The sequence below is a fragment of the Halarchaeum nitratireducens genome, from assembly GCF_014647155.1.
Taxonomy (GTDB): domain Archaea; phylum Halobacteriota; class Halobacteria; order Halobacteriales; family Halobacteriaceae; genus Halarchaeum; species Halarchaeum nitratireducens.
Genome location: NZ_BMOQ01000001.1, coordinates 302,218 through 316,254, shown reverse-complemented (window position 1 = coordinate 316,254; position 14,037 = coordinate 302,218). Strand labels below are relative to the sequence as shown.

Genomic DNA, 14,037 nt, shown 5'->3' with positions numbered 1-14,037 from the left:
CGTGTGCGCGTCCCCGGTCGCGGCAAGCGGTCGGTGCGGAGCGGTGGGTCAGGAGTGCGGGGCGGTGGGGCGGAAGCGTGACGCGGTGGGTCGAGAATGCGACGCCGTAGTGCGGTTCGACCCGGCGGCGCGCACCCCGTGTGCGCTCCCCGGTCGCGGCCCGCGGTCGGCGACGACGCCGCCCGTCCGTCGCCGCGCGTCGCGGACGCGTCGCGCTACGTTTATACTGCGTGCGCCCCCCGCCCCGACATGGCTCGCACGAACCGGCGGCTGTTGTCGGCGCACGCCGCCGTCCTGCTCACGTCGCTCGTCGCCGTCCTCTCCGTGGTGACGGGCGTCGTGAACATCCTCAGCCCGCAGTTCGGGCCGTTCGTTCCGGGCCCCGTCCAGCAGGTCGCGGGGTTCACGGGAACGCTCACGGGCTTCCTGATGGTCGTCTCGGCGCTCGGGATGCGCCGCGGCCTCCGCACAGCGTGGTGGTCGACGGTCGTCCTCCTGCCCGTGACGGCGGCGCAGGGACTCGTGCAGGTGTCGGTCTACTCGGTGCCGCTCGTCGTGCTCTCGCTCCTCTCGCTCCCGGTCGTCGTATCGATGCGCGCGCGCTTCGATCGGGGGCTCTCGCTGTCGACGAGCCAGATCACCGCGGCGGTGGCGCTCGCGGGCGTGCTCGCGTACGGCACCGTCGGAACGTACGCCTTACGCGATGGGTTCCCCGGCGTCTCCTCGCTGCTCGACGCCTTCTACTACACGCTCGTCACGGCCAGCACGGTCGGCTACGGCGACATCACGCCGAAGACGGAGATGGCGACGCTGTTCTCGCTCTCCGTCCTCGTCCTCGGCGTCGCCGGCTTCGGTATCGCGCTCAGCACCCTCCTCGGGCCCGCCATCGAGGCGCGCTTCGCCTCAGCACTCGGACGCATGACCCAATCACAACTCGAATCCCTCGAACACCACGTTATCGTCGCCGGCTACGGCGAGCTAACCGAATCGATCCTCGAAGAACTCGGTGACGACCACGAGTTCGTCGTCGTCGTGAAGGAGCCCGCCACCGGCTCGGCGCTCCGCGAACGCGGTTTCAACGTCCTCACGGAGGACCCCTCGGACGCCGCGTCGCTCGAACACGCCGGAATCGACCGCGCGGACGCGGTCGTCGCGGCGACCAACGACGACGGACAGGACGCCCTCGCCATCCTCACCGCGCGCCAACTCCAGCCGGACGTCCGGATCGTCGCCGCGGCGACCGAGCGGGAGAACGAGAAGAAGCTCCGCGCGGCGGGCGCGAACACCGTCATCAGTCCCGCGGTCATCGGCGGACGGCTGTTGGTGCAGTCGGCGCTCGGCGACGAGGACGCGGAGGAGACCGCAAAGCAGGTGACCGGAGACGAGGAGCAAGACGGAAGCGGGAACGGGAACGGAAGCGAGAGCGGAAAGGGAGACGGGAACGCGAGCTGAGCGGCGCGGGACGAACGTCGGGTGGGCGGGGCGGCCGGCGGGCGGCGCGAGGACCGGGAGTCGAGCGCGAGCGGATGGCGAGAGCGAGAGAAGAGAGGCGGCCGGCGAGAGAGGACGCGTCGTCTAGCGGGTGTGAACGACGGCGACGTCCGTGTCGAGGTCGCGGCTACGCTCGAACGGGGCGGGCGTGTCGGGTCGCGCGCTCCGGGTCGGCTCACCGAGGATCACGAGGTCGTAGTGTGACTCGTTTCGCGCGAGGAACTCGCCGAGAGTGGCGCGCGAGACGCGGGTCTCACAGCGCGCGTTCGTCGTCTCGGTGAGGTCGGCGAGCATGGACTCGGCGTCGCGCCGCGAGCGCTCGTCGCCGATGCAGGTGCAGACGCTGACGGTGCCGGCGCGGCCGGCGAGGCGTTCGGCGTAGTCGACCATGGCGTGCGCGATCGGGCCGGTGCGGCGGACGGGAACCATCACGCGCTTCCAGTCGGTGCGGTCGTGTTTCGCGTCGAAGGCGACGGTATCGACGTCGCTGCGGAAGAGGTCGCGGACGAGGCGGGCCGGCGTCCCGTTGGCCTCGCGTTCGAGCGGCGGGGCGATGAGGTCGCAGTTGGCGTCGCGCGCGACGTCGAGGAGTCCGGCGGCGGAGAGGTCGGATTCGACGGCGACGACCACCTCGCAGGGGACGCCGACGCGGGTCTCGATGTGCGCGGCGCGACGCTCCAGTTCGGCGGCGGCCTCGTCGGCGGCGCTGCGCTCGGCGAGCTCGTGGATGTCGGCGTCGTCGCCGACGTCGGGGTTCCCGGTACCGAGGTCGACGTCGCCGGCCTCGTCGAGGAGACGGCGCTCGGCGGCGGCGATGGCCGCGTCGTCGACGACGTCGAGGAGCACGACTTTGCCGGCGTCGTGCGCGGCGGCGAGGCGCGCGCCGAACATCGCGGCCTGCGCCCCGACGTCGTCGTGGACCGGCACGAGGACGTGGTCGTCGGCCTGCGTGGTCGAGTAGAGGTAGCGCGCCCGGCGTTCGTAGAACTCGTGGCGCCAGACGACGAAGACGACGGCGATGATGCTCGTCGAGAGCGCGACGGTGACGACGTAGACGACGGAGGTCGAGACGGCGATCCCGGCGACGTCGAGGAAGCGACCGGGATCGGTGAGGAGGACGAGGAGCGCCGTCGAGAACGCGCTCGGCTCCTCGAGATCGAAGACCCACGTGAGCGCGCCGGTGAGGAAGATGGCGAGCGCGGCGGCCCACGCGTGGACCTCCCAGAGGACGGCACCGCCCCCCGTCGGCGCGACGAGCAGCGCGGTGAACTCGATGGCGACCCACCCGCAGAAGGCCCCGAGACTCAGCCCGCCGACGAACTTCCACGGGTTCGCGTACGTCCCCTCGGGGTGGGCGAACAGCGTGTACGTCCCGGAGGCCAGCGGCGGGAAGAGCAGGAAGGAGACGAGCTGGAGTTCGTTCGAGAGCAGCGTGACGAAGCCGATGAGCAGCGGTACGAAGACGAGCACGGAGGCGTGCGTGAGGTTGCTCGTCTCGGCGAGCCAGTGGCGGGCGTCGTCCGATCGGCGGCGTTCGAGCGCGACAGCGCGCCTCCGGGCGGTCCGCAGGCGTCGCCGCAGCGACTCGATCATGTGGCGTTCGGACGGCGCGAGCGGCTTTCGGTCTTTCGCCTGCGGGCGGCGAGGCGCCGCCGGTCTGAGAACGCTCAGGCGAGCGTCGTGGTGGCGTCGAGCGCGATACGGATGGCGCGGGCGACGTTGTTCTTCGCCTTCTCCGGGAGCTCGTCCGTCCCGTCGGCGCCCTTCTGGGTCCCCTCGATGAGGTTCCCGTCGGCGGTGCAGATGGCGCCGGCGCGCAGGCCGCGGCGGCGTGCGAGCGAGAAGAGCGTCGCGGCCTCCATCTCGACGGCGAGCAGGCCGGCGGCGTTCCACGCGTCGACGTAGTCCTCGGTCTCGTTGTAGAACGCGTCGTCGCTGACGATGGGGCCGACGTGGACGTTCTCGCCGCGCGCCTCGGCGGCGTCGACGAGCGCGGTGAGCGCGTCGTAGTGCGGGACGGCGGGGATCTCGGCCGACTCGTAGCGCTTCGTCGTCCCCTCCTCCTTGGCCGCGCCGGTGGCGACGATCATGTCCCCGATCTCGATCTCGGATTGGAGCGCCCCCGTGGTGCCGACGCGGAGGAACGTCTCGACGCCGACGTTCGCCAGTTCCTCGACGGCGATGGCGGTGCTCGGGCCGCCGATCCCCGTGGAACAGATCGTGAGGTCGACGCCCTCGTAGGTGGCGTTGACGAGCGTGTACTCGCGGTTCGACGACACCTCGACGGGGTCGTCGCAGTGGTCGGCGATCCGCTCGACGCGTCCGGGGTCGCCGGGGACGAGCGCGATCTCGTTCACGTCGCCCTGCTCGACGAGTAGGTGGGGTTGGTTGGCCATACGTGGCACGTCGCGCGACGGCGGCAAAAAGCGTCCGGACCGGCTCAGGGCGTCGCCACGGTGAAGAGCAGGAGGTTGTGCGCGCCGGGGCCGAGGCCGACCGCGGCGACGAGCGCGAGGAGGAGGAACCCCTCCGTGGGGGCCTCGCGGACGTAGTCGGCGAGCAGGGCGACGACGGCGACGGCGACGGCGAGCTTGACGAGGACGAACAGCCAGCCGACGCCGAGGGTCGGGGCGGTCGGGAGGCCGGCGGCGAACTCCATCACGAGGCGGGAGAGCGGCGTCTGCTCGCCGAAGCCGAGGGCGTCGACGCCGACGGCGGTCGTGGCGGCGTCGAGCGCGTGGCCGAAGAGCACGAGCGCGCCCGCCCCGTCGACGGCGCGCGCGTCCGCAGGGCGGAAGCGGCGGAGGGCGACCCAGCAGACGGCGCCGAGGAGGAACCCCGCGAGGAGCGCGAACAGCGGCCACAGCGGGGCGAACGAGTCGTTCATCGTCCCGTAGCGGGCGGTGAGCGCGACGGGAACGGAGAGCGCAAGGAGGCCGACGCCGGCGAGCACGCGCTTGGGCGAGTCCGTGCGGCGCGCGCCGAGCCAGACGGCGACGGCGACGACGAACGTCGAGCCGTAGACGGCGGGCGCGGACGCGAACGGCGTCACCGCGGCGGGGAGGAGATCGAGCTGGTAGCAGACGTAGGCGGCGGAACCGAGTGCCATCCACGGCGCGAACGCGAGGACCGTCCGGTCGGTCAGCGGCGGGCGCTCGCGGGCGAGGGCGACCGCGGCGGCGGCGACGCCGGCGAGCAGGACGGCGAGTGCGGGCAGCGGCGGCACCGTGAACCCGGACGGGAGCACCATAGCCGTACACCGGGACGCCGGGCGTGAAAGCGTTACCATCCGGCGTGCGGCGGTGACGGGCGGACCCGGCTTCTTCGCGGCCGCGACCGGTCCGTCGACCGAAGCCGGCAGGGTCGTGTCCGACGCCCGTGACGGCGCTGTCGACCGTCAGTGGGGGCGGCATCACCCGTCCGTGACGACGAACGTCGCACTTCGTCCGTCGTCCGTTCGCCCGCGGGCGTAGACGGCGCCGTCGGTGGCCGCGACCGCGGGGCCGACGTAGCGTCCGAGGTCGAGCGTCCAGCGCTCGGTGCCGTCGGCGCGATCGAGCGCGACGAGCGCGCCGTCGGTTCGGCCGACGTAGACGGTGTCGCCGACGACGGCGGGCGCGCACCGGACGGTGGCGTCCGGCGCGTACGACCACAGCGTCGCGCCCGTCGCGGTGTCGTACGCGCGCAGGTCGCCGAGGCCGTGGTAGAGGCGCGGGCCGTCGAGCGCGAGCGGCGTCTCGACGAAGCCCCGCTCGCGCGTCCAGACCGGCGTCCCGTCCGTCCGGTCGAGGGCGCGGATCGTCCCGTCCCACCCGGCGACGTAGAGCCGCTCGTCGCCGACGACGGGCGCGACGAGGTCCGTCGCGTCGAGGATCGCTCGCCACGCGGGCGACCCGTCGGTGCCGTAGACGTACACCTCGCCGGTGTCGGTGGCGGCGACGACGCTCCCCATGTTGACCGCGAGGGCGTTCACCGACCCCCAGGGGTCGCCGGTCCACGTCGCGTCGCGGTCCGTCGCGACCCCGGCGACGCGGCCGTCCGCGAGCGCGACGGCGAAGCGGTCGCGCCCGTTGTTCCAGACGGGCGACGTGACGGCCCGCGCGGGGAGGTCGTACGTCGCCGTCACCTCGCCGGTGGCCGCGTCGTACCCGCGAACGAGGGGGTCCTCGGGGTGGGGCGCGTAGACGGTGCCGTCGAGGACGCGCGGGGGCGCGTCGTCGAGCCCGGGGGCGGACCAGCGGCGTTCTCCGGTCACGTCGTACGCGCGGACGCCGCTTTTCAGGGCCGCGAAGACGCGCCCGTCGGCGGCGGTCGTGCCGGCTCTCCCGGGGAGCGTCGCCGCGCGTTTCGGGGACTCGAGCGCGTTCCCGTCGCGGGCGGCGCGCGTGTTGGCGTCGTCGCGGTTCGGCGCGGGCCAGCCGGCGCGGACGCGGACGCCTTCGGGGTAGTCGTCGTCGGTCGGGCCGTCGTCGCGGACCGCGTCACACCCCGCGAGCGCCGCGGCACCGAGCGCGCCGGTCGTCGCGAGGACGCGTCGCCTGGAGGGCATTGTCCGGTGGTCCGCCCGGCGGCGGCAAATCGCTTGGGGTGCGCGCGCCGCGCGAAGCGCGGGGCTTTTGGCCGTCCCACGCGAAACGCGGACGAGATGGCCCGGTACCACATCGAGACCTACGGGTGCACGTCGAACCGCGGCGAGAGCCGCGAGATCGAGCGACGGCTCCGCGACGCCGGCCACCGGAAAGTCGAGGGGGCCGGGGCGGCGGACGTCGCCATCCTCAACACCTGTACGGTCGTGGAGAAGACGGAGCGCAACATGCTCCGCCGGGCCGAGGAACTCGCAGACGAGACCGCCGACCTCTACGTGACCGGCTGCATGGCGCTCGCGCAGGGCGACGAGTTCGGCGATGTCGACGCCGAGGTGCTCCACTGGGACGACGTCCCACAGGCGATCACGAACGGGGAGTGCCCGACGCCCACCCCGGACGCCGAGCCGATCCTCGACGGCGTCATCGGCATCCTCCCGATCGCGCGGGGGTGCATGAGCAACTGCTCGTACTGCATCACGAAGCACGCGACGGGCCGCGTCGACAGTCCGCCGGTGGCCGAGAACGTCGAGAAAGCGCGCGCGCTCGTCCACGCCGGCGCGAAGGAGATCCGCATCACCGGGCAGGACACGGGGGTCTACGGCTGGGACGACGGCGAGCGGAAGTTGCCCGAGCTCCTCGATCGGATCTGCACGGAGATCGACGGCGACTTCCGCGTCCGCGTGGGGATGGCGAACCCCGGCGGCGTACACGGCATCCGCGAGGAGCTGGCGTCGGTGTTCGCCGAACACGAGGAGCTCTACAACTTCCTGCACGCGCCGGTCCAATCCGGGAGCGACGACGTTCTCGAACACATGCGACGCCAACACCGTGTCGAGCAGTACGTCGAGATCGTCGAGACGTTCGACGACTACCTGGACGAGTGGACGCTCGCCACGGACTTCATCGTCGGCTACCCCACGGAGACGGACGCGAACCACGAGATGTCGATGGCGCTCCTGCGCGAGACGCGCCCCGAGAAGATCAACGTCACGCGCTTCTCGAAGCGTCCCGGCACCGACGCCGCGGACCTGAAGGGCCTCGGCGGGACGCTGAAGAAGGAGCGCTCGAAGGCGATGAGCGAGCTGAAGCGCGAGGTCGTCGCCGAGGCCTACGAGTCGATGGTCGGCACGGAGCGCGACGTGCTCGTCACCGAGGAGGGGACCGGCGACTCGGTGAAGTGTTACGACGGGGCCTACCGGCAGATCATCGTGCAGAACGCGGACGAGCACGGCCTCGAACCGGGCGACTTCGCCACGGTCGAGGTGACGGGCCACCAGACGATGTACGCCTTCGGCGATCCCGTCTGAGCGCGGCTATCAGCGGTCGCCGAGCAGGCGATCGGCGTCGCGGTCCTCCTTCCACTCGCCGATCTCTTTCGGGTCGACGTGGACGAAGACGTCGTCCACCTCGGACATCGCGCGGATGTCGCGGACGACCGCGGACTCGATCTCGTGGGCCTCGAAGAGCGTGAGGTTCCCCTCGACTTCGATGTGGAGGCTGACGTCGACCTCGGGGCCGACGTAGTGGGCGACGACGTCGTGTGCGCCCCGCACCCGGTCGTGGCGGAGCGCGCGTTCGAGGATCTCGCGGCGCAGCTTCTCGGGCGGGGCGGCGCCGACGAGGTAGTTGACGTTGTCGCGGACGATCTCGTAGCCCGTGTAGAGGATGCCGAGGGAGACGAGACCGGCGGCGATCGGATCGAGGAGCGGGTAGCCCGCCGCGGCGCCGACGACGCCGACGAGCGCGGCGGCCGCCGTGAGGATGTCGTTGCGGTTGTCGAGCGCGGCGGCGACCAGCGCCGGGGAGTCGTGCGCCTCGCCGACCCGACGACAGTAGCGATAGAGGCCGTACTTGACGCCGGCGGAGGTGAGGAGCACGGCGACGCCGGCCGTACCCGCCGACCCGCCCGAGGCGCCGGTGAGCACCGCCGTCGTGGCGTTGTAGAGGACGCCCGCGCCGGCGGCGAACACGCCGACGGCGACGAACAGCGAGACGAACGGCTCGATGCGCTCGTGTCCGTGCGGATGCTCGAAGTCGGCGGGCCGCGTCGTGAGGTAGAGGCCGCCGAGGACGACGAGGCTGTAGAGGGCGTCGGCCGCGCTGTTGACCGCCTCGGAACCGACGGCGAGGCTCCCCGTGTACCGCCAGACGGCGCCCTTGGCGAGGACGAGGGCGACGTTCGCGGCGAGCACGACCACGCCCGCCCGCCGCATCGCGGTCTTCCGATCCATCCGTCGGGGGTTGACCGTCGCGGAGTAAGTGCGTTGCGAAAGTTCGACTCAGTCGAAATCGAGAGCGACCGCGGCGTCCGGGTCGGGCACGCGCGCGTCCGGTTGGGCGGCGAACGCCTCGTGGAGTGCGTCGTACGTCTCGGCGAGCCCCTCGACGACGACCTTCGTGTCGGAGACGACCGGCATGAAGTTCGTGTCGCCCTCGAAGCGCGGGACGACGTGCGTGTGGAGGTGGTCGTCGATGCTTCCGCCGGCGGCGCCGCCGCCGATGTTCAGCCCGGCGTTGTAGGCGTCGGGCTCGAAGGCGGCGTCGAGGGCGTCGAACGCGCGCTGTTTCAACCGAGCGTGATCGAGGAGGGTCGCGTCGTCGAGCGCCGCGAAGTCGCCGCCGTGCGCGCGGGGGATGACCATCAGGTGGCCGGGGTTGTACGGCGCGTTGTTGAGGAGGGCGAACGCGCGGTCGCTCTCGGCGACGACGAGGTTCTCGCGGGCGTCGTCGCGGTCCGGGAGTTCGCAGAAGACGCACTCCTCGACGGCCGGGTTCTTGTCGTCGCGTTTCACCCACTCGATCCGCCACGGAGCGAACACCTGTTCCATACGGGCACGCTCGGCGGGCGGCGGGAGGTAGTTTTCGGAAAGCCGGGCACGGCGGAACAGGGCGGTTACGCGCGCTGAATAGAGAGGACGGGGTTTTTGTGTGCGTAGCGTATCGGATGCGACGAGGGTGGTTCCGATGGCAAGCAAAACTCCTCGTTCCGACGGTATGGCGGAAACGTGCGCGAACTGCGGTGAAGAGACGCCTCACGCTGTCTCCGTCGAACTCAAGACCGAGTCCGACAAGGAAGAGAACGCCGAGTTCTCGCGCGAACCGTACCGCGTTTCGAAGTGTCGCGTCTGCGGTGCGAAGTCGTCTACCCGGATGAACAACGCGTAACGCGACGCGACGATCCGTCGTCGATCCCCCTCACGATTTATCGACGGCGTCAGCGCTTCCCCCCGTTCGGACGATCGACCAGCGGCGCTTATCGGTCGGTCGTGATCTCGTAGCCGTCCTCGGTGACGATGATCGTGTGCTCGGCCTGCGAGACGAGTTCGCCGTCCGACTCGTGGAGCACCGGGTACGAGCGGAGGACGCCCTGCGTCTCGAGACGCTGGACCGCCATGTCCGCGCGCGGCGCGTCGAGCCACCGTTTGGCGAACGGGAGTTCCCGGTACTCCTCGCGGACCGTCTCCAGGACCTGACGGGCCCCGCGATCGCGCACCGAACGGTCGTCGACGAGGGAGTAGATCTCCGTCTTCGACCCCTCGGTGACCTTCCCGGAGCCCGTGGTCGCGAACGGCTCGATGGCGAGGACGTCGCCGGCCTCGAGCGTCGTCCCGCGGTCCGTCCCGCGGTTCGGCACGCTCGGGTCCGTGTGGGCGTCCCACGGTTCGAGGCCGTGCCCGGAGAGGTTCACGATCGGCTGATAGCCGTAGGCGGTGACGACGTCCGCGACCTCCGCGCCGATCTCGCCCGTGTGCGCGCCCGCCTCCACGACGTCGAGGCCGGCGTCGAGCGCCTCCTCGGCCGCCTCCTTCAGCTCGGGGTTGCCCGAGAGGTCGACCGTGCGCGCGGCGTCCGCGATGTAGCCGTCGACGTGGACGCCGACGTCGAGGCAGACGATCTCCTCGCCGAACGCCGTCTCGTCGTCGCCGTGGGGCGAGGCGTGGCTCGCCTCCTCGTCGACGCTGATGTTCACCGGGAACGCGGGCTTCCCGCCGAGTTCCACGATGCGCGCCTCGGCGAACTCGGCGACGTCCAGTTGGCTCGCGCCGACCTCGACGCGCTCTGCGGCCTCGTCGAGCACCTGCGCGAGGATCTCGCCCGCCTCGTGATACTTCTCGTACGCCTCGCTTCCGGGCTCCACGGTGTCGGTCATGCTCGGGGCTTCGCGCGCCCGTCTTTTTACGGTGTCGGGTGGGCGCGCTCGGCGGCTCACCGCCCGTGCGGGCCGCGTGTCCACCGCGAGCGCCCGTCAGCGTCTCGAACTCGCGCCCACGCTCGTCGCCCGCTCCGCCGTCCGGAGCGCTCTCGGCGCGCCCGTCCTCCCCGCGACGCCCGGGCGTTCGCGGGGCGGCCCGGATCGGCGACGAGATATATACCCGTACGGTGTCCTATTAGTAACCGATTAACCCCGCACCCGGCTACTGACGGTCGAGCACCCGGGAAGCGGGGCAGTCCCGGCCCGACGCGGACGGCTCCACCCACACACCCCCGACCACACCATGCGCACGCCACCACGGTTCAGCGACGACGTAGAACCACACCACGACCGACTCAGCGTCCCCGACGACGCGTCCGTCTACGTCGTCGGCGACGTTCACGGGAGCCGCGAGGCGCTCGAACGCCTCCTCGACGAGCTCGCCCTCGCCGCGGACGACCGGGTCGTCTTCGTCGGCGACCTCGTCCGCAAGGGCCCGGACAGCCCCGGCGTGATCGACCTCGTACGCGGCGACGACCGGCTCGTGAGCGTGCGCGGGAACAACGAGCAGAAGGTCGTCCGCGGCGACGAGGACCCCGACTGGCTCCGCGAGGGAGATCACGACTACTTCGCGTCGCTCCCGGTGGCGATCTCCTTCGACGACGCGCTCGTCGTCCACGGCGGCGTCGACCCCGAACGGCCGCTCGCGGCCCACACGCTCGAGGAGCTGTTGACGATGCGCGCGCCGCGCGGCGACGGGTACGACGGCCCGTTCTGGTACGACGACTACGAGGGGCCCCACCGGGTCTTCTTCGGGCACACGGTCCACGCCGAACCCGTCGTCCGCGAGCACGCCGTCGGGCTCGACACCGGCTGCGTCTACGGCGGCGCGCTCACCGCCTACGACTATCGAGGCGATCGGTTCGTCGCGGTCGACCCCGAGACGACCCACGAGGAGCGCAGCGAGTCGAAGATCGTCACCCCCGCGTAATCTCGCCCCTACTCCTCGCCCCGCGTCATCATCGCCCCCGCGTCGATCCGAGCGCGGGAGCGACCCGCGAGCGTGGCGGGAGAGACGGAAACAGCAGTCCTTTTACGCGTTCGCTTGAACGCTCCGAACGAGATGAGCTACGAGTACGAGCAGATCGAGGTCCCCGAGGACGGGGAGAAGATCACGTACGACGAGGACGCCGACGAGCTCGACGTCCCCGAGAATCCGATCATCCCCATCCTGCACGGGGACGGTATCGGCCGCGACGTCGGTCCGGCGACGCAGAAGGTCCTCACCGCGGCGGCGGAGGCGACCGGTCACGAGATCAACTGGATGCGCGTCTACGCCGGACAGGCGGCCCGCGACCGATACGGAGAGGACGTCAACCTCCCCGACGACACGGTGCAGGCCATCCGTGAGCACCGCGTCGCCATCAAGGGCCCGCTCACGACGCCCGTCGGCGCCGGCTACCGCTCGCTGAACGTCGCGCTCCGGCAGACGCTCGACCTCTTCGCCAACGTCCGCCCGACCTACTACCTCGACGGCGTCCCCTCCCCGATGAAGGCGCCCGAGGAGATGGACATGGTGACGTTCCGCGAGAACACGGAGGACGTCTACGCCGGCATCGAGTGGGAGGCCGGCACCGAGGACGTCGAGCAGGTCCGGGACTTCGTCGAGGACGAGATGGGCTTCGACGACGTCATGCACGAGGGCCCGATCGGCATCGGCATCAAGCCGATCACGGAGAAGGGCTCGAAGCGCCTCGTTCGAGAGGCCATCGACTACGCCATCGAGAACGACCGCGATAAGGTCACGCTCGTCCACAAGGGGAACATCATGAAGTTCACCGAGGGCCAGTTCGGCGAGTGGGGCATGGAGGTCGCCGAGGAGGAGTACCCCGACGAGGAGGTCTTCGCCGCGCCCGACTCGCTCTGGGAGGAGCAGGACGAAGTCGACATCCCGGAGGACGCCGTCATGGTCGAAGAGCGCCTCGCCGACGCGATGCTCCAGTGGATGCAGCTCCGCACGGACGAGTTCGACATCCTGGCGATGCCGAACCTCAACGGCGACTACCTCTCCGACGCCGCGGGCGCCCAGATCGGCGGCCTCGGCATCGCGCCCGGCGCGAACTTCGGCAAGGGGCGCTGTCTCGCCGAACCCGTGCACGGGAGCGCCCCCAAGCGCGCCGGTCAGGACCAGGCGAACCCGTCCGCGATGATCCTCTCCGGTCGTCTCATGTTCGAGTACATGGGCTGGGAGGACGCCGGGAAGCTCGTCCGCGACGCCGTCGAGGCGTCCATCGACGCCGGTGAAGTCACCTACGACCTCGAACGCCAGATCGAGGGCGGCGTGAAGCTCTCCACGACCGAGTTCGCGGAGAACGTCGTCGAGAACATCGATGATCTGTCGTAATCCGGATCGTTTGACGGTCGGAGCGCGGACGCGTTCCGACAGTATCGAAGACCTCGCCTGAACGGCGCGTTCTTCTCCGCGGAAAATCTCCGATTTTCCGCTCACCGCCGAACTCACCCGTGAGTTCAGTGGTATCCACGATCTCGCGTAAGCGAGTCGTGGGGTAGTCGGGCCCCGCCCGACGCAATCGAAGACCTCGCGTACGCGACCTTCACTCCCGATTCTCCCCGTTCTTCCGACCCCGAAAGCGACGACCGCGGCGTTTGCCACCGGCTTCTTTGTCGTCGCGTCCCTACGCTCGCGTATGGCCGACGACGATCCGTTCGCGGACATCCCGGGTATCGAGGAGGACCTCGCGCGCGCCGAGGAGGTGCTGTCGGTGCGCGTCGAGCGACGCACGTACGACAAGCCGGTCACGATCGTCGAGGGGTTCGACGAGGACTCGACGGACCTCGGCGACGTCGCCACGAAGCTGAAAAAGCGGGTGGGGGCGGGCGGGACGGTGAGCGACGGCACGGTCGAGATTCAGGGTGATCACGCCGACCGCGTGCCGGACCTGCTCGAAGAGATGGGATTCACCGTGGAGTGACGGGGGTCGAGCGGTACGGGTGCCGGCGAAGACACCGCTCGGGGGAACGCCCGTGCGCGCGGTGCGCGGTGCGGTGCGGCGAGCGCTCGCGGCGGGGACGAGTTTTTACGCGATGGCGCGCGAGGGTGTGGTATGTACGCGGTCGTCGGGTGCAGCGAGTGTTCGATGCTCTGGGTGGTCGAGGGGCGACCGGAGCGCACGGAGTGTCCGCGCTGCGGGACGAGCAAGGCGCACGCGAAGCGCAAGCAGTTCGTGACGACGGACGACCGCGAGCACGCCGCGGAGGTGCGCGCGTCGATGCTGGCGACCCGCTCCGGGCACGGCGAGGCGTTCGCGGATCTCGACTCCTACGCGGCGATGGGCGAGCGCGCCGACGACGACGTGGTGAGCGACGACGAATACCTCGAAGCGAGGGGCGTCGACCCCGCGGCGACGCGCGCGGCGGACGAGCGGGCGGAGTCGTCCGGAGGGTCGGTCTCGCGGACCGAGCGGGTTCGGGAGGCCGTCCGCGAACTCGACGACCCGACGTCGGACGCCGTCGCCGCGTACTGCGCGGAGCACGGCGTGAGCGAGTCGTACGCCCGCGAGGCGCTGGATCGGCTCGCACGCCGCGGCGAGGCCTCCGAGTCGGGCGGCACCTACCGCCTCCTCTGAGCCGCGCTCGTACCGGCGGCTGAGCGGGCATCACCGGCGGCGTCAGGTGGCGTACCCGATGCCCACGCACGTCGGGTTCGCGGTCGTGCTCGTCGCCGGCGGGTGCGCGGTCGCACTCGGT

Annotated in this window: 14 protein-coding genes; 7 read left to right on the top strand and 7 right to left on the bottom strand. The window is 71.0% G+C overall.

Translation table 11 applies throughout. The annotated features are described in order from the left end of the window. Positions 1-249: 249 nt before the first annotated feature. A complete protein-coding gene (locus IEX91_RS01630) occupies positions 250-1,452 on the top strand; it encodes an NAD-binding protein (RefSeq protein WP_188876743.1) in 1,203 nt (400 codons plus the stop codon). Positions 1,453-1,575: 123 nt separating this feature from the next. Here the strand turns inward: IEX91_RS01630 and IEX91_RS01625 are convergent, their stop codons facing one another. From IEX91_RS01625 to IEX91_RS01610, 4 genes are all read right to left on the bottom strand, one after another. Continuing rightward, the gene (locus tag IEX91_RS01625) at positions 1,576-3,084 is read right to left on the bottom strand and encodes an HPP family protein (protein ID WP_188876742.1); all 1,509 of its coding nucleotides are present in this window, start codon (positions 3,082-3,084) and stop codon (positions 1,576-1,578) included. 74 nt (positions 3,085-3,158) lie between these two features. Then, the gene (locus tag IEX91_RS01620) at positions 3,159-3,887 is read right to left on the bottom strand and encodes a nucleoside phosphorylase (RefSeq protein WP_188876741.1); all 729 of its coding nucleotides are present in this window, start codon (positions 3,885-3,887) and stop codon (positions 3,159-3,161) included. 44 nt (positions 3,888-3,931) lie between these two features. Further along, positions 3,932-4,741 (bottom strand): DUF63 family protein, encoded by an 810-nt coding sequence (locus IEX91_RS01615; protein WP_188876740.1) that lies wholly within the window; start codon positions 4,739-4,741, stop codon positions 3,932-3,934. A gap of 162 nt (positions 4,742-4,903) precedes the next feature. After that, the gene (locus tag IEX91_RS01610; RefSeq protein ID WP_188876739.1) at positions 4,904-6,040 is read right to left on the bottom strand and encodes a PQQ-binding-like beta-propeller repeat protein; all 1,137 of its coding nucleotides are present in this window, start codon (positions 6,038-6,040) and stop codon (positions 4,904-4,906) included. Between the two features lie 96 nt (positions 6,041-6,136). Here IEX91_RS01610 and IEX91_RS01605 point away from each other — a divergent pair, with 96 nt between their 5' ends. Next, positions 6,137-7,384: a tRNA (N(6)-L-threonylcarbamoyladenosine(37)-C(2))-methylthiotransferase gene (locus IEX91_RS01605; RefSeq protein ID WP_188876738.1), complete on the top strand. Its 1,248-nt coding sequence runs from the start codon at positions 6,137-6,139 to the stop codon at positions 7,382-7,384. 9 nt (positions 7,385-7,393) lie between these two features. On the opposite strand, the gene IEX91_RS01600 is transcribed toward IEX91_RS01605, so the two are convergent. Both IEX91_RS01600 and IEX91_RS01595 read right to left on the bottom strand, forming a co-directional pair. Continuing rightward, positions 7,394-8,308 carry a cation diffusion facilitator family transporter gene (locus tag IEX91_RS01600; RefSeq protein WP_188876737.1) on the bottom strand — a complete coding sequence of 305 codons (915 nt, stop codon included), beginning with the start codon at positions 8,306-8,308 and terminating at the stop codon, positions 7,394-7,396. Between the two features lie 48 nt (positions 8,309-8,356). Then, on the bottom strand, positions 8,357-8,905 hold the full coding sequence (locus tag IEX91_RS01595; protein ID WP_188876736.1) for an HIT family protein: 549 nt from the start codon (positions 8,903-8,905) through the stop codon (positions 8,357-8,359). Positions 8,906-9,041: 136 nt separating this feature from the next. Here IEX91_RS01595 and IEX91_RS16220 point away from each other — a divergent pair, with 136 nt between their 5' ends. Beyond that, positions 9,042-9,242: a DUF7835 family putative zinc beta-ribbon protein gene (locus tag IEX91_RS16220; protein WP_229772756.1), complete on the top strand. Its 201-nt coding sequence runs from the start codon at positions 9,042-9,044 to the stop codon at positions 9,240-9,242. A gap of 88 nt (positions 9,243-9,330) precedes the next feature. On the opposite strand, the gene map is transcribed toward IEX91_RS16220, so the two are convergent. Further along, on the bottom strand, positions 9,331-10,227 hold the full coding sequence (map, locus tag IEX91_RS01590; protein ID WP_188876735.1) for a type II methionyl aminopeptidase: 897 nt from the start codon (positions 10,225-10,227) through the stop codon (positions 9,331-9,333). A gap of 346 nt (positions 10,228-10,573) precedes the next feature. On the opposite strand from map, the gene IEX91_RS01585 reads away from it, so the two are divergent. The 4 genes from IEX91_RS01585 to IEX91_RS01570 all read left to right on the top strand — a co-directional run bounded on the left by IEX91_RS01585 (position 10,574) and on the right by IEX91_RS01570 (position 13,916). Next, positions 10,574-11,260: a metallophosphoesterase family protein gene (locus tag IEX91_RS01585; RefSeq protein ID WP_188876733.1), complete on the top strand. Its 687-nt coding sequence runs from the start codon at positions 10,574-10,576 to the stop codon at positions 11,258-11,260. 132 nt (positions 11,261-11,392) lie between these two features. Further along, positions 11,393-12,673, top strand: a complete 1,281-nt coding sequence (gene icd / locus IEX91_RS01580; RefSeq protein ID WP_188876731.1) for an isocitrate dehydrogenase (NADP(+)) — start codon at positions 11,393-11,395, stop codon at positions 12,671-12,673. Positions 12,674-12,977: 304 nt separating this feature from the next. Next, positions 12,978-13,262, top strand: coding sequence for an SUI1 family translation initiation factor (locus IEX91_RS01575; protein WP_188876729.1), 285 nt, complete (start codon positions 12,978-12,980; stop codon positions 13,260-13,262). A 132-nt stretch (positions 13,263-13,394) separates the two neighbouring features. Beyond that, positions 13,395-13,916, top strand: coding sequence for a DUF5817 domain-containing protein (locus IEX91_RS01570; protein ID WP_188876727.1), 522 nt, complete (start codon positions 13,395-13,397; stop codon positions 13,914-13,916). Positions 13,917-14,037 lie beyond the last annotated feature (121 nt).

What these genes read in the sequence shown, in the direction of transcription:
- icd (WP_188876731.1), top strand. Translation starts at nt 11,393, where the DNA reads ATGAGCTACGAGTACGAGCAGATCGAGGTCCCCGAGGACGGGGAGAAG.
- IEX91_RS01615 (WP_188876740.1), bottom strand. Translation starts at nt 4,741, where the DNA reads ATGGTGCTCCCGTCCGGGTTCACGGTGCCGCCGCTGCCCGCACTCGCC.
- IEX91_RS16220 (WP_229772756.1), top strand. Translation starts at nt 9,042, where the DNA reads ATGGCAAGCAAAACTCCTCGTTCCGACGGTATGGCGGAAACGTGCGCG.
- IEX91_RS01575 (WP_188876729.1), top strand. Translation starts at nt 12,978, where the DNA reads ATGGCCGACGACGATCCGTTCGCGGACATCCCGGGTATCGAGGAGGAC.
- IEX91_RS01595 (WP_188876736.1), bottom strand. Translation starts at nt 8,905, where the DNA reads ATGGAACAGGTGTTCGCTCCGTGGCGGATCGAGTGGGTGAAACGCGAC.
- IEX91_RS01600 (WP_188876737.1), bottom strand. Translation starts at nt 8,308, where the DNA reads ATGGATCGGAAGACCGCGATGCGGCGGGCGGGCGTGGTCGTGCTCGCC.
- IEX91_RS01620 (WP_188876741.1), bottom strand. Translation starts at nt 3,887, where the DNA reads ATGGCCAACCAACCCCACCTACTCGTCGAGCAGGGCGACGTGAACGAG.
- IEX91_RS01630 (WP_188876743.1), top strand. Translation starts at nt 250, where the DNA reads ATGGCTCGCACGAACCGGCGGCTGTTGTCGGCGCACGCCGCCGTCCTG.
- IEX91_RS01610 (WP_188876739.1), bottom strand. Translation starts at nt 6,040, where the DNA reads ATGCCCTCCAGGCGACGCGTCCTCGCGACGACCGGCGCGCTCGGTGCC.
- IEX91_RS01605 (WP_188876738.1), top strand. Translation starts at nt 6,137, where the DNA reads ATGGCCCGGTACCACATCGAGACCTACGGGTGCACGTCGAACCGCGGC.
- IEX91_RS01625 (WP_188876742.1), bottom strand. Translation starts at nt 3,084, where the DNA reads ATGATCGAGTCGCTGCGGCGACGCCTGCGGACCGCCCGGAGGCGCGCT.
- map (WP_188876735.1), bottom strand. Translation starts at nt 10,227, where the DNA reads ATGACCGACACCGTGGAGCCCGGAAGCGAGGCGTACGAGAAGTATCAC.
- IEX91_RS01570 (WP_188876727.1), top strand. Translation starts at nt 13,395, where the DNA reads ATGTACGCGGTCGTCGGGTGCAGCGAGTGTTCGATGCTCTGGGTGGTC.
- IEX91_RS01585 (WP_188876733.1), top strand. Translation starts at nt 10,574, where the DNA reads ATGCGCACGCCACCACGGTTCAGCGACGACGTAGAACCACACCACGAC.